Source organism: Photobacterium sp. Ph5 (genome assembly GCF_022129445.1).
Taxonomy (GTDB): Bacteria; Pseudomonadota; Gammaproteobacteria; order Enterobacterales; family Vibrionaceae; genus Photobacterium.
This window is the reverse complement of sequence record NZ_JADQAQ010000054.1, coordinates 1-17,571: the sequence shown is the minus strand read 5'-3', so window position 1 is coordinate 17,571 and position 17,571 is coordinate 1. Positions and strand designations below refer to the sequence as shown.

Here is a 17,571-nt window from a genome sequence, read left to right as displayed (position 1 = left end):
TACAAGTACAAGTACAAGTACAAGTACAAGTACAAGTACAAGTACAAGTACAAGTACAAGTGACTGGCGGTGAAGTGGAAGATTATCGTTTTTGTATTGGTTGTTTTGATATTAGCGAAATCGATACTACAGAGGTGAGTTTAGGGCTGCATGATAAAGTCACTAACGTGTTAAATACCGATAGCAAAATGTTAATAGAAGCTTCCGCCGGTGATTTCTTAGAAAATCTTGATTTTAGTAAAGCGGTAAGTGCTGATGCAACCACGCAAGTGTGTGTATTAGTGAAAGTGATAGTGCCAGATAATGTACAATTACATGCGGTGTATAATTATCAACTCAATGCCGATATGGCGTTTACGAATACCACAGAAACACGTCAAGTCAGTGATGTTGATACCATTAAAGTGAGCTTTAGTGGTGCGGGTGAATTAGAAATAGAGAAAACGGTGAAAAATATCACGAGTGGTGAGGTTGATGAAAGTCGCAGTAATCAAGCTAAACCTGGGGATGTATTAGAGTATAAAATTTACTTTATGAATAATGGCTCAGGTCCGATAGATACTATCAAGTTGTTTGATGCTATACCTGAATATACAGAACTGACAGAAGTGCTGAACTGCACGTCACCAGCCACATTATTACCATCCAGTATTGTGTCGTGCAATGTGCAAGCAGTAGATGACACTAATGCGGTGGGTTATGAAGGTGGTATCGAGTGGCAATTAGGCGGTACATTAGCTCCTGCTTAAAATGGCTATGTGACCTATCGCGTTAAAGTCAAATAATTACTAATATACGAATAAAATACAAAATAAATATAGCACGTTAAGAGAAGTTAAAATCCTAACTTATTTTAACGTGCTTTTTTATGTTGGTATAACTATTGCCTGTTACCTAGAAGATTATTTTTTTCTAGTTTGAGAGTGACATTATGCTTAGAAAAATAAATATAGGGATAAATAAGGGAATATTCTTATTTGCTATTGTTATTCTATTGTTATCTCTTTTTTTTATGAAGCAGACGAGTGATTATAAAAGAATCACTGTTGTTGATGCTCATTCGTTAGATCTGTCTTATTTTAAAGAAAATGCTATTTCCATTCTCAAAATAAAAAATATTGCTCAGATTGTTGCAAAAATAGAATCAGAATCAGAAATTCAAATCCTAGATATTTTTGCTCATGGTGAAGCGGGTAAAATTATTATTGGGCAAGATCAAATTACATTAAATAATATTGACCAATATAAAAACACATTAACAATATTAGGTCGTCACTTAGCAGATGATGCCCACATTAATTTACTTGGTTGTGATATAGCCCAAACTGAAGCAGGTAAATTGCTGGTTGATAAATTTTCCCAGTATACAGGTGTGAGTGTCGCCGCATCGGATGATAAAACAGGATCTGCAACATTAGGTGGGGATTGGGAATTAGAATATGTCACACAACCTTTATTATTCAATAATAAATATACAATTAAAACTTACGCAAATTATTCGAATATATTGGCGAACATTAACGGCACAATAAATAATTATGCGGCAGTAAATAGTATTAATGGAAATGATGTATCAGTCGACAGTGCGGTAGGTTTTTCGCTTGGCGATACCGTTCTTATTATTCAAATGACGGGGGCGTCAGCCGATTTAAATGGAAAAATCACGTCATGGAATAATATAGGTAATTTTGAATTTGCCACGATAACCAATCTTGCAGGAACGACTGTTTCTGTTAATGCGATCACCAAAACATACACAACGACTGAAAAAGTCCAGCTGATCAAAGTAAGCGATACCTCTGCAGATGCTACCACGACTACCACTGGTGTTATAACGGGAGATGGTTGGGATGGCGATAAAGGCGGTGTGGTTGTCATTAAAGCACAACACTTAATACTTAATCACAATATTGACATGAGCGGTGTTAATACAGGAGCGGTGAGCGATCGCTATGCAGGGAAAGGTTTTTGGGGTGGTGATGCTCGGATGATGCAAAATGGTTTCAGTGTGGTCGATATACCTGAGCAAGGAGCAAGTCCGAGAGGTACCGGTGGTGGTGGAGCTACAGGTGATAATAACTCTGGTGGTGGTGGTGCCAACTTTGGTACCGGGGCTTGTGGGGCTGGTTATTATGGTGGTCCTTTTGTTTCAGGACAATCGGGTACTGGTGGTTGGGGTTTAGACGGTTTGGGACTAGCACCAGGGAGCTTCCCCTTAATGATGGGGGGGGGTGGCGGTTCTGGTCATAATAATAATACCCATTGGGGACAAGGGGGTAATGGTGGTGGTGTCATTATCATTGTTGCTGATGAAATTACAGGAGGAGGCGGTCAGATCTTGGCTAATGGTGCCAATGGTTGGAATGACATGACTGATTTTGGTTGGCATGATGGTTCTGGTGGTGGTGGCGGCGGTGGTGCTGTTTATTTCGATATCCCAACTGTTTCAGGCGCTCTTACTGTTCAAGTAAAAGGCGGTAATGGCGGTCCTATCTCGGGTAATCATGCTGGTGGTGGTGGTGGTGGTGGTGGTGCTTTATTTATTGATAATGCAACATTACTAGCCGGTGTGACATTGCAAGCAAACGGTGGTGGTAACGGTGGCGGTGGCGGCTATTGGGGAGGAGATGGCGGTGTTGGTCGAGCTGGCGGATTAGTTAATTTAAATGGGATACCAACAGTTGGTGTCGGGACGGGATCAACCTGTTATGCGGGTGTGAGTTATACTTTTGATTATGGTGATTTGCCCGATAATTATAAAACATTATCAGCTAGTAATGGCGCAAGGCATGCCAATCCGGGGAGCAGTTTATACATTGGCGTTTCAAGTACGGTAGATACAGAAACGGATGGATTTCCTTCAAGTAATGCTGATGGTGATGATATCAGCACAGGTACGAATGATGAAAATGCCTTTATTACAAACCCTGCGCCTTTTATCAGTAAAACGGCTGCAACCTATACTGTTAATGTCCCTGTTACAAATAACAACTGGACCTCTGCATGGTTATATGCCTGGTTAGATTGGAATCAAAATAATGCCTTTGATGCTAACGAGTTTGCTTCAATTGAAGTTCCCATTAATCACCCTGGGACACCACTCCCCCTGACATTCACAGGGTTAACAGGGCTGGTTGATGGTACGGCAGCATTGCGTTTAAGACTTACTCCCTACTCAAAGTTTGATGCGAATGATTATGTTGGTGCTGTCATTGGCGGCGAAATTGAAGATCATATGATCCCTATTGGTGATGTTGACTTTGGCGATGCTCCCGATACGAACTCAAGTACCAGTGCTAATAATTACAAAACATTATATAGCCACGGCGGGCCTTATCATTATGTTAATACTGATTTGTATATTGGTAGTGCCGCGGCAGATGCTGATGTGGGTGATCTGCAAGACAGTACAGCAACGGCTGATGATTTGGATGATCCCGATGAAAGCAATTTAAACCTTCCGCCGATTCAAGTGTCATCGGATGATTATAAAATCTATTTACCTACCACTAACAATACAGGTTCAACAGCAACACTGGTTGGTTGGGTTGATTTTAATCGAAACGGACAATTTGAAGATAGTGAAGGGCAACTTGTTCAAATTCCATCAGGTGTCACACAAGTTAATACTGAACTTGAATGGAATAATATCAATCCTAGTAGTTCGACACATTTATTTATGCGTTTGCGCTTAATTGATAGGGTCATTACGGATATAACCAATGTATCATCTTTAGGTCCTGATGGTTCAGGTGAAGTCGAAGATCATTTAATCGTAATGAACGATATTGATTTGGGTGATGCTCCATTGAGTTATGGTATTGATCCGTCGTTAGGGGGGGCGTATCACTTTATTAATAATGCCACGACATTATATTTAGGCACGTCCAATATTGATAATGATACGTCCGATAATGCCTCTAATGATGCATCAGAAGATGATAACAGTGGCAATGATGACGAAAATGGGCTTGCCGCGGCACTGATGCCTATGCCATTGGGAAGCACCACCTATTCAGTTACATTAACAATACGTAATACTACGGGCAATGATGCATATCTCGCAGGGTGGATTGATGCCAACCGTAATGGCGTGTTTGATGCTATCGAAGGGCAAGTCGTTACTATTGCTACAGGACAAAATGGTGCTTATACCTATACTTTTAATTCGGATCAGCTTAGCTATTTAAACGCGGGTAATAGCGTTGTTCGTTTTCGCTTATCGACCGATTTATTGACGGTAACGGACATGAACGGTATGGCCAGTGATGGCGAAGTGGAAGATCACCCTATTTTACTTGGGGGGGGGGATTTTGGTGATTTGCCTGATACTTCAGCGGCAACGGCTGCTAATAACTACCAAACCGATTTAGCCAATAATGGTCCTTATCACCGTGTTGGTGGATTATCAGGGCTGTATTTAGGCAGCCAATCCCCTGATCCTGATACAACCTCATTACAATCTACTGATGCTGATGGTGATAACCTTAATGGTGTTAATGATGAGGATGGATTATTAACCCAAGCCTTACCAGTGATCACCAGTGGTGTCGGCTATCAAGCTAATGTCTCTGTAACCAACAACTCGATGCAAGATGCGTATTTGTATGCGTGGATTGATTGGGATCGCGATGGCAGCTTTGAGCCCGATGAATTGATTCAACAAGCTGTAACGCAACCTTATGGTGTGCAACTAATTACAGCCAATAGTGGGATCCAAACTTATCCATTGAGTTGGCTCAATGATGTTTCAACCGTTAATAATACTACTTATGGCGTACGTTTACGTGTGACAACAGATCTATTAGTGGATGATACCAATACGACTACGATTGATGAACGCTCACTGGGTTTTGCCACCAATGGTGAAGTGGAAGATTTTTTCTTAACAGCAAACAATTTAGACTTAGGGGATGCACCTGACAGTTACCAAACCCTGATTTTGAGTGATGGTCCAGCGCATGCCTATGTCAGTAATTTATACTTAGGTACCGCAACAATCGATAATGATCTTATCGTGACACCGTCATTAGCCAGTGATAGTGATGATAACACCAGCACCGATGATGAAACGGGTATTGATCAACCCTTGCCATTATTGCCAGCCAGTGCGACGTCTTTCAGTATTGAATTGTCTGCATATAATGCGTCAGGTTCGATGGCAACACTGGTGGCATGGCTCGATAAAAACCAAGACGGTACATTCAGTGCCGATGAAGTAGTCGATGATCTCAATGTTGCCGCCAATGGCACGCCTTTCACTAACGCAACATTCAGTTCTGATAATTACCCAACCAGCAGTGATAACCGTACCAATAAAGTTACCCTGACATGGAACGGATTAAGTGGTTTAACCCAAGGTTCCATGGGGCTACGGATTCGTATTGCCAATACCAGCTTAACCGCCAACGACTGGGGTGGTTTTGCTGATGGCGGCGAAGTCGAAGATTATACCGTGTCGATTGGTGAGTTTGACTTTGGTGATGCAGAAGACGGTGCTAGTGGTACTGCCTCTGGTGCAGGCGATTACCGTAGTACCCTCAGTGATAATGGACCTTATCATGGCATTGATAATAATTTGTTTATGGGGGCAGCAGCACCTGATAGCGAAGATAATGCACATTCTAGTTCAGCGGCAACAATGGCAGATGGTGATGATACTAATGTTGTTGATGATGAAGATGGGGTGACATTGGGTGCTATTGATAATAGTCCTGCTCCAACAAGCTATACCGTAATAGTCAAAGTGACTAATAATACGGGTAATGACGCAATGTTATATGGTTGGATTGATTTTGACCGTAATGGACGTTTTGATGCAGATGAAATGGTGAGTACGATCGTTTCATCAAGTACATCTGGTAATGATATTCCTCTAACATGGTCAAACTTTCCTGGTATTACAACGGGGTATACATTAAGTCGATTCCGCTTAACTACCGATACCTTAACCCATTCAGGTGCAGCAACGGCAGAAGATGACCGTGCACTCGGGGGGGCAACCAACGGTGAAGTAGAAGATCACCGTATATATATCGGCGATCATGATTTTGGTGATGCGCCCAATAGTTATCAAACAACAACGGCATCTCAAGGTGCGGCACATGGCTTAAGTAATAAATCAACACTGTATATAGGCAGTAGTAATATTGATGCTGAAGTTGATGGTTACGCGAGTACCAGTGCAACGGGTGATAACACCAATGACAGTAATGATGAAAATGGCATTGCGTTACCCTTACCGATTATTTCCTCAAGCGGCTCCTCATTTAATGTCACTATTCCTGTGCGTAATAGTACGACAACCAGTATTTCATCCACACTCATTGCTTGGTTAGATACCAATCAAGACGGTACATTTAGCGCTGATGAAGTCGTTGATTTGGTTGACTATGACAGCACTGGCGATCAGCCATGGGTGCCGAATAATATTATTTATGATACCAGTGATAAAAACGTCAAACTAACGTGGAATGGATTGTCGGGATTAACCAATGGCAGCATGGCATTGCGTATTCGTTTAAGTCATGACGCGCTAAGTGCTAATGATTGGTATGGTACTGCCAGTGATGGTGAAGTGGAAGATTACCTCTATTTAGTGGGTGATACTGATTATGGTGATGCCCCCGATAATGACATAGGAATTAGTGTCGATAATTATAGAACGACATTGAGTGACGATGGTGCGCGTCATATTACATCAACCGATCTGTTTATTGGAACCAATGCGACAGATGGTGAAACTGATGCTGTATCACCGAGTACATTTGCATTAGGTGATGATAATAACGTAACAGACGATGAAGATGGAGTGTTATACGGCGCACTTTCAACCACACAAACGGATTATTCAGCCACAACAAAAGTGACTAATAACAGCGCAGAGCCAGCTTATTTATATGCATGGATAGATTTTGATCGAAATGGACGTTTTGATCATGACGAATTTATTGATACTGGGGTGATCACACTACCTGCGGCCAGTGGTACAACATCAGAAACATTATCGTGGAGTAGCATGAATGGTCGAGTTGTTGATACGAATACCTATATGCGAGTCCGTATTACACATGAGTTATTGACTGATTCTGCTTCGGGGGAAACGGAAGATCCACGCAGCTACGGGGCAACGGCATCAGGTGAAGTGGAAGATCACTGGTTACAAGTTACCAATAGTGCTGATAAAGGCGATTTAGAAGATACCTATCTCACTTCAATGGCCGTCGGGGGGCCTTGGCATACGTTGGATGGTGGGCAAATATTCATCGGTGCACAAGCGCCTGATAGTGATACGACCGATCAACTTAGCTCAGTTGTCACAGGGGATGATAATGATGGTAATGATGATGAAGATGCGAATATTGCTAATGGTGAACAAGGTGACACCGATTACAATACCACTATTGCGGTGACCAATACTACGGGTGTTAATGTTTACTTAAATGCTTGGGTAGATTGGAATTTAAATGGCAGCTTTGAAGCGTCAGAGCATTTTACAGCCACTGTAGCCCCGACAGATATATCTAAAACACTTTCATGGACAGGGCTTAATGCATTAGAGCCAGGTTATTACCCAATCCGGATGAGACTTGGCGATATAGCATTAACGAATACGGGTTTTACAGGCTATGGTGGTGATGGTGAAGTAGAAGACCACCGTTTATTAATCCAAGCGATGGTCTTGGGTAATCCCGTCACGGCAACAGATGATTACGGTGATGCACCGAGTAGTTATGGTACTTATGAGTCAGATAATGGCGCTAAGCATGGTCTGTCAGCAAACTTATATATCGGCAGTATAATCCCCGATGGTGATATAAATGGTCAACCCTCTGCTAATGCAGATGCTGATGATTTAAACCTTCCTGATGATGAAGATACCTTAACGATTCCGGTATTGTCTCCTTCAATGACAACATGGTCATTAGATGTCCCTGTTACTAATACCACTGGCTCAAACGCTACATTATATGCTTGGGTTGATCATGACTTAGATGGTGAGTTCCAAGCCGATGAAATGACATCTGTCGCTGTTCCTGATAGTACGACTACAGCCACACTAAATTGGATAAATTTATCTGGCGGTAATGGTGGTAACGTTGGTGATTCTGTTATTCGTTTACGCTTAACTACAGATGATTTAGATAGCACCCAACCTGATAACGCAGGCACAGCCGATGTGGATGAAAGAGCTTTAGGGGCTGCCAGTGATGGGGAAATTGAAGATCATCATCATAAAGTGACGTTCCATTTATTAATCACGCAGGGGATTTCTGGCACAGACCATAAAATAGGAGTAAGTGGTTCACCTGGTAATGATATTTACACTATCTTTGAAGCAAAATTTGGTGTGGGTTATGTCTCGCATGATGAAGTCGCTCCCATCCAAGATTTAACCACCGAATTTACATTAACAGATTACCAAACCATTTTATTCAAACATTTTAAAGATGCAGCCGGTACGCCTGAGTATGATACCAGCGCCGAAATGGATGCATTAATCGCTTATCGTAATCAAGGTGGAATTTTACAGGTTACGACTGAAGGTGGACGTTTAGCCGATAATTATGAATATATTCATTCATATATTGTCAATCGAATGGGGTATCCTGGTGCCACAACCAATGCTTATAATGCGTATTCAGGTCCATCCAATATGACCCGATTACATACCCCAACGGCTTCTGCAGGTGGTTTAGCTGTACAAAATACAATCCAAACAAGTGGATCAACAGCGTCATTAAAAGGGATTGATCACCGAAGTATTTTATATGCTACAACAACTGTTCCTGATTCCTGCTCTAACATCAATGCCGTGGTATGGATGATCCCATATAACCCGACATCAACAGGGGGATATACATTCCCGAAATCTCAAGTAGGGCCATATCTTGCCACCAGTGAGCGAGTACATTACTTTACTTGGTACTATGGCACAGGCAATAGTGTTAATTACCAAGAGTTTGCTAATTTTGCTTATGATTATTATGAAGATGCAGCTGCATTTAATGCCCGTAATAATTGGCTTGATGATGCCAATAACTTAAATCCAACTTGTCCAACGACGGCTCTAGACTTCGGTGATGCACCGGATACCAATGCGTCTCAAGGGGGGAATAACTATTCTACCGCCTATCAATTTGATGGCCCGCGCCATGCCAATAATGGAGAGGTCTATATAGGCACCGCCCCTAGTTTAGAAGCGGATGCGTATGCCAACATTAATGCCGATGGCGATGTCGATGATGGTGTCACATTAACGCCTGCCTTTAGTGGTGAAAACACTTACACCGTCATTGTTAATGCGACCAATGATAAATCAACCGATGCCAACTTAGTCGCGTGGTTTGACTATAACCGCAATGGGCAATTTGAAGCGTCAGAAGGGGTAACGCAAGTGGTGCCTGCTAACACATCGGCACAGGATTACAGCCTCACCTTTAATTTAGCGGGTACAATTGCCAATAATACGACCTACTATGCGCGTTTCCGTATCACCACCGATGCCATTGATACCAGTAATGAACTAGGCGCTGCCAGTGATGGTGAAGTCGAAGATTACAAAATTATTGGTATTCAAGGTGGTATCTTTGATGGCGGCGATGCGCCCGATTCCTACATGACCTCATTTTCTAGCGGTGGTCCTTATCATGTAAAAACTAATGACCTATTGATGGGACAGCCTAATAATTTGGTATCCCCAGATACAGAGTCCCCAGTACCAAGTGTGGGTGCAAATAGTGATGATAATAATAGTGTTAATAATGATGAAGACGGTCTACAACTGCCATCACTCTTAGTTGAGCATAATGAATATACTTTACAGGTAATAGGTCACAATGCTATAGGCTCTGGCTTAACGGCAAAAATAGTGGTGTGGATAGATTGGGATCGCAGTGGTACCTTTGATCAGAATGAAGGGCAAACTTATGATGGTATTCCTTCTGACAGTACCTATATATATGCAAACTTTACGTGGACAGGATTGAGTCTTACTCCCGGCGATTATTATGTTCGTGCTCGAATTATGCCAAGTACGGATGCGATTGATGAGACAACACCTGGTGGTTATGCCTCACTCGGAGAAGTAGAAGATCACATGATTACAGTAGATTCACCTGCTGTGGAATCAACTGTACCGGCTACATTTACAGGGTGTGAGAGTGATACATTCTTTGAACATGATTTTAGAAACTTTAATAATACAGGATGGTCAATTAGTGGATTAGCCCCCGGAGATCCTTTCCCAAATGCAAGTTTTGGGTTTTATTTGGTCTCTAACTCTAGTTGGGACGTTAGATTATCCCGTCCTATAGCAAGCCGTGCTGGAGAGACCATTAAAGTTAATATTATGGTGGGGCAATATAGTGCTCAAGCTGGTGATTATTTTGAAGTATTTCTTGGTGGTATATCTCTTGGGCGTGTGGAAAGTGTCAATATGCCAAGCACGAGTCATGCTATGCCACAAAACATTTCTGTTTCGGGTATTGCACCAAGCGATAACGCAAGGTTAGAGTTATTAATGCATCATGAAGCGACGGGTAATAATGATTACAATGTTCGTGAGCTTACGGTTGAGCGTATAGGCTCTAGCAGTTGTACTTATGATTATGGCGATGCACCAAATACGTATTTGACATTAGATGCCAGTGATGGTGCTCGTCATGTTATCACTAATGCTAACGGTGATGTCAGTAGTAACATGCTATTAGGTACTGAACGTGACGCAGAATCAAATGGTATTCCAAATGTTGCCGCAGATGGAGATGATACCAACGGCACACCCGATGATGAAGATATGGTATTACCAACGTCTATTGTTGCTCTTACTTCAACTGATATTGATTATGTTGTCACAGGTAGTGATGGTTATTTGAATGTATGGGTAGATGCTGATATTGACAACACCTTTAATACTGCCAGTGAGCATATTATTCAAGATCACCCAGTCACTGTTGGCTCTAATGTTATAAGTACATTAGTGCCGTATTTAGGGATTACGGGTTCAACCTATATACGTATTCGAGTGTGTGAATTAGCAGCTGATTGTAATACAGCAAGTGGATTTGCTGAAGGTGGTGAAGTTGAAGATCATGTCATTGTACTTAATGCACCAAGTTTAGATTTCGGTGATGCGCCAGATACTGGTACAGGTATAGGCTCTGGGAATTATCGTACGACCTTTAATGTTGATCTTGCCGATTCCGGTCCTTATCAAGTACCAGATGTGGATCTGTATTTAGGTGTTGAGAGTGCTGATGCAGAAGCAGATGCGAACGCTAATATTTCAGCCTCTGGCGATGATAGCAACGGCAGTAATGATGATGAAGATGGTATAGCAATATCACCATTATTAATCAGTGATATTAGCTATAATGTGATAGGCAAAGTGACGAATAACACAGGAAATAGTGCTTATCTTTATGTGTGGATTGACTGGAATAATAATGGTCGATTTGATAAAAATGAGCTTGTTGATAATGGTGTTATCAACATAGCAGATAATACAAATAAGCAACCTCAATCATTAACATGGTCAACGTTACCCGCCTTAAGCAATGGAAATATTTATTACTTACGTGCACGTATTACTTCTAATTTATTAGATGATACCGCTACGGCTAACGACGAAGATCCTCGTTCTTATGGTGCAGCAGCTAATGGTGAAGTCGAAGATCACCGTATCGTGGTTGGTGATGTTGATTTTGGAGATGCACTAGATCTATACAAAACGACATTAGCAAGCAATGGTGCCTACCATATCGTTACCCCAACGTTATACCTTGGTGATCAAGTTGCTGACAGTGAAGTTGATGCCACGCCAGATATTTTAGCGCGCAATGATGATGCGAATGCGACTCCTGATGATGAAGACGGGATTAATATTCTACTGCCAGTGGCACTCGGTGATGATGAATATAGCGTTATTATTGAAGCTAATAATAGTACCGGTGTAGAAGCTAACCTGTGGGCTTGGGTGGATTTTAATCAAAATAATCAATTTGATGCGAGTGAAGCCCAATATAAAGCAGTCCCAACAGGCACAAACCAAGGGCAGTTTACGCTAACGTGGACGGGGTTAAGTGGTGTGACATTAGCGCCTCATCGTATGAGTTATATACGTGTTCGCTTAACCACGGATACATTAACCGCAACAGATTGGCAAGGTGGTGCCAGTGATGGTGAAGTTGAAGATTATCTGCTCGCAATTGGGTTAGGTGATTTGGGTGATGCGCCTGAAAGTTATGGTACTGATCGTATTGATGCTGCAGGAGAAGGTGTTGGACCATTACATATTGTTGAACTAATCCCTGTTGTTTATCTAGGGGCTGTCGCCCCAGATGAAGAAGCGAATGGTTTTAGTGATGGCATTGATCGTAATCGTGATGCGACCGATGATGATGATGACAATATCAATAATGATGAAGATGGTGTGTCTAATCTATCCTCGGCTATTATTGCCCAACCAAGTTTACAAGTGCAATTAACCACACGGGTGCATACCGATGCTAATGCTAATTTATACGGTTGGTTAGATTTTGATCGTGATGGTGTCTTTGATCCTATTACTGAAGCTGCAGAGCCCGTTACTTTAAGCGCAACAGATGATGATACCGATAAATTGTTAACATTTACTGTACCGAGTGATGTGTTAGCGGGTATCAGTTACTTACGTGTGCGTATTTGTCGTGATACCACCGACTGTTCTACTCCTCACGGTTTAGCCAATGATGGCGAAGTGGAAGATCATCAAGTCACGCTAGAGGTGCAATATGACTATGGGGATGCGCCTGAGAACTCAGATTACAAAACCCTTACGGCTTCTGGCGGTCCGCGTCATGCATTAGGTTTGCCTATTTACTTAGGCTCTGAAGCTCCTGATGCTGATACAGATGGGTTCGGTGACGGTACGGATAGCAATGGCGATGCGACTGATGATGATGTCAAAGGTAATTCACCGTCGGATGAAGATGGATTATCTGCGCCAATTCTCTATGTGCCTGAAATTGAATTAGCGGATTACTCCGCAACCGTTGTGTGTAACGATCATGACGGTGCCAGTGATTTAGGGGCAACAGTGTATGCATGGTTAGATACCAACTTTGATGGGGATGTTGATGATGCGAATGAATTTGTCTCTGCGCCATGTAATGATGCTGATAATCTAACCGATGGCAGTGCTACCTTAACCTTTGTTGGCAGCCAAACGCTCGATTACGGCACCACTTACTTACGTTTACGGATCACAACCGATACCTTAACCCAAGCAGATATGAATGTTTCTGCTTCTAACGGTGAAATCGAAGATCATGAGTGGAGGCGAGATATTCCCCGCTGTAATGCATTGACGATTCCCGATTTTCCATCCGATCTTATGACGTTACCAACCACGACAGCGGAAAATGTTAACTGGGTTACGATCCCAGGCGACCCTCTTAATATTCAGCATCTTAGTGGTGGCGGAAATGGCATAACCAAAGACGGTGTGTGGCAGAGTTTACAATATGATCAAGGGAGCAGTCATTACACCCGCTGTGATGGTACGCATCCTTATATGATGCTGCATGATGGTACGGTGGATAGTGATATTCAATGTAAAACGGGATCGGGTGGCGCAGGATACAAAGATTTTCGCTTAAGAGCGACATCTGGCAGTGGTACCACCGCTGATCCGTATGTGGTTTGGGGTTCGAGATATTGGGATCGAAACAATAATAATGAGTTTGATAATGATGATATTCAGGTCATTACCAAAGTAACTTATGTCGATGGGGATGATTTCTTTGACCAGACGTATTACTTAGAGTCTGCAAGTGGTCAAAATATAGATTCAATCTATCTGGCTCAGGGTTTTGATACGTTAATGGATGGCGGTGATAGGGGCGGTGCGTTTACTGTGCCATTCCAAGAGGGATCTTATGTACCTGTCGGTGCTTCAGCGAACACCGTTAATCAGACGATCACCAATCAGGAATATAGAATTCTTGGTGTTACCAAGCAATATGTGCCTGATGCGCAATTTATGGGCTATCAGGCGATAGGTAATCCTTTTGACTATTACTATTCATCTTACTATTCGATTGCTTACAACCAATTAACCACAGGTGATTTTCTGTTTGCTCCTCAAAATATATCAACCGACCTGAATGTTGATAATGGTATTGGTGTGCAGTGGGATATGGGCGTCATTAACGAATGTACCAGCAATTCTGTACGTCTTTTATTCTCGACAGTTGGGGGAGCTATCTTAATAGAACCTCACGATATGGGAGATGCACCGGACGCTGATACGAGCGTCACGCAAACCGGTGATTATGCCACTCAGATAGGCTCATCGGGTCCTGGGCATAAAAAATACGATTTTGATGGCGATGATGTGGCTGATTTGATGTTAGGTACCATTTGGGATGCCGATGATGGGGCAGCACAAAATAGTCTAGCGACGGCAGATGATAACGATGATGTTATATCCGATGAAGACGGTGTTGTGTTTAGCGCCAATATCGAACCTAACAGCTCAGAAACCTTGTCGATTACCACCACCGTTGATCCGGATTCTGATTTATCTGCGGTGCAGTTATATGCATGGATAGATTGGAACCGTGATGGGGACTGGGAAGACACAGGGGAATTGGTGGTTAATGAGCCGACGGTTGCAACAGGTTCAAATGATTACACCGTATCTGTACCGAGCGACGCCAGTTTAGGTTATACCTACATGCGCGTGCGAACATGTTTTGATACCGGTGTTTGTAATACATCAACAGGCGTTACAACCAGCGGAGAAGTGGAAGATTATCGTATCTTTGTCTCTGATTTGAATTTAGATAATACCTGTGACAGCTTCTTAGTCACTAAATCGTCAAACAATGGTGCCTCGTTTGAATATACGCAGGTAGAGCCATTAAATTCTGCATTTACTTTTAATGATATTAAAACAGGGATCACCGATTTCCCTGTATTAAACTCATTAGCCTTTGATCGTATTACAGGGATGGTATATTCCACTTATATCAATAGTGATAATAATCTTGCGATAGTGGTGACGGATAAGCAAGGTACGAGCTTTATTCCACTTGGTGAAATTACATCGGATGGTAGTTACAATATAAGTAATATCGATGGCTCTGGTACTCAATCCTATTCGGTTGATGATGTATTTACGAATGCAATAGGATCCGCAAATACAGGAACGTTATCAACAAATGGTGAAGAGTATTATATTACCAATACCTTATGGAATAGTGTTGTTATTGTAAACTTGGCAGATTTAACCTTTAGTATTAAACCATTACCAACTGAGCTATTTACGGGAACGGAACAACGAATAGGACCTGATTGGGCGGTGTCTTACCATGATGGTTTACTTTATGGTGCCGATCTTACTGGAGATAAGAATGCGGGAATACCAAAACTATATAAGTATGACATTTCCTCAGATACGCTAATAAGTAGCGATTTAGATTTTGGTGGACGTAAAGCACCTAATTATTTCAGTGGTGCCGTTGCCACAGATGATTCAACTCACCTCTACTTATTAACCAATGGTGGTGATCACGATACCAATGGCGATGGCAGTCATGACTTGTTTAACCGTATTGCAATGTATCGGATAAATCTCGTGAGTGATTTTACTACCTTTGTCGATAGTGGTAGCGAAGCATTTTTACAATTTAATGATGCTACTGGGTGCTTATTAAGTATTGACTATGGTGATGCACCTATCGATTTAGGTAGCGCAGGGCATGAAAATAGCGATCCATCCATGAGTGGTACGCCTGATCTGATCTTGGGTTCGCAGTGGGATCCTGATTTATCTGATCGCTATAGCGCGGATGCAACCGGTGATGATTTATCGGGTCTAGATGACGAAGATGGTGTTGCGATGCCAATCCCTGCCGATCTTATTGTGGCTACTGCGACATCATTGCCAATCACCGTAACGGGTATGTCAGGGTATCTTAGCGTGTTTGCCGATTTAGATGGCGATCTGTCATTTAGTACCAGTGCTGCTGAAACAGTACTGAATGACTACCCAATTACCCCAGGAACCACCAATGTTTCAATTTTATTAGATGCGGCAGCCAGTGGCGGTTATAACGGCGATAGCTTTATACGTTTCCGTTTATGTGAAACACAAAACAGTTGTAATACTCCAACAGGCACGGTTGATAATGGTGAAGTGGAAGACTACATGTTCAACCTAATCAACCAAATTGTGCTTAACGGTACGGTGTTTGAAGATAATGGTAAATCAGGCGGTATCGCCCATGATGGCTTGCAAGATGGCAGTGAACGTGGGCTTGCTAACTTTGTCGTCAAAGCCATTTATAAAGGCACAGGTATTAGCGGTTATGTCACCGATCAATTAATTACTTCTACAGTGACCAATGGTGCGGGTAAATACACCTTAGTGATCCCGGTTGAGTTATCGGATGAAGAAATAGAATTGCAAGTGGTCTCACAAGCGGCTTGGGTTGATATTAGCGAAATCGATACCACAGAGGTGAGTTTAGGGCTGCATGATAAAGTCACTAACGTGTTAAATACCGATAGCAAAATGTTAATAGAAGCTTCCGCCGGTGATTTCTTAGAAAATCTTGATTTTGGTAAAGTCAGCGTACCAACGCTAGAGCCGGATAATTACACGGAAACAGAGCCTGGATTACCAGTAGTCTTTAGCCATAAATTTAATGTGAACACGTCAGGAGATGTCAGTTTTACCCTTACCAATCAACAAGCATCCCCATCAGGTTACCCATGGAGTGAAGTACTGTATTTTGATGCTAACTGTAATGGTGAAATTGATGCAGGGGTAGATGGTTTTGTAACCAATCCTACAGCGGTAAGTGCTGATGCAACCACGCAAGTGTGTGTATTAGTGAAAGTGATGGTACCTGATAATGTACCATTACATGCGGTGTATAATTATCAACTCAATGCCGATATGGCGTTTGCTAATACTACAGAAACACGTCAAGTCAGTGATGTTGATACTATTAAAGTGAGCTTTAGTGGTGCGGGTGAATTAGAACTCGAGAAAACGGTGAAAAATATCACGAGTGGTGAGGTTGATGAAAGTCGCAGTAATCAAGCTAAACCTGGGGATGTATTAGAGTATAAAATTTACTTTATGAATAATGGCTCAGGTCCGATAGATACTATCAAGTTGTTTGATGCCATACCTGAATATACCGAACTGACAGAAGTGCTGAACTGCACGTCACCAGCTACATTATTACCATCCAGTATTGTGTCGTGCAATGTGCAAGCAGTAGATGACACCAATGCAGTGGGTTATGAAGGTGGTATCGAGTGGCAATTAGGCGGTACATTAGCTCCTGCTGAAAATGGCTATGTGACCTATCGCGTTAAAGTGAAATAAATAATTGCAGAATGCGATTTAATTGAAATAAGCCATAGCTATTAAATCGCAATATAAAAAATATCAACCACCTAAAAAGACAGATAGATAAATAACTTTCTGTTTTATTAGGTGGTTTTTTTTGGCTTATTTATTGCTTATTGCTTATTGCTTATTGCTTATTGCTTATTGCTTATTGCTTATTG

General features: G+C 42.0%; 1 protein-coding gene and 1 pseudogene. Both read left to right on the top strand.

Annotated features, from left to right (window positions below):
- Positions 1–749, top strand: a pseudogene (locus I3259_RS16960) (hypothetical protein); the annotation flags it as partial.
- A 182-nt stretch (positions 750–931) separates the two neighbouring features.
- A complete protein-coding gene (locus I3259_RS16955) occupies positions 932–17,386 on the top strand; it encodes a GEVED domain-containing protein (protein WP_238030906.1) in 16,455 nt (5,484 codons plus the stop codon).
- Positions 17,387–17,571: the final 185 nt, after the last annotated feature.

Excerpts from the sequence above, each read along its gene's own strand:
- I3259_RS16955 (WP_238030906.1), top strand. The coding sequence starts at position 932 with ATGCTTAGAAAAATAAATATAGGGATAAATAAGGGAATATTCTTATTT.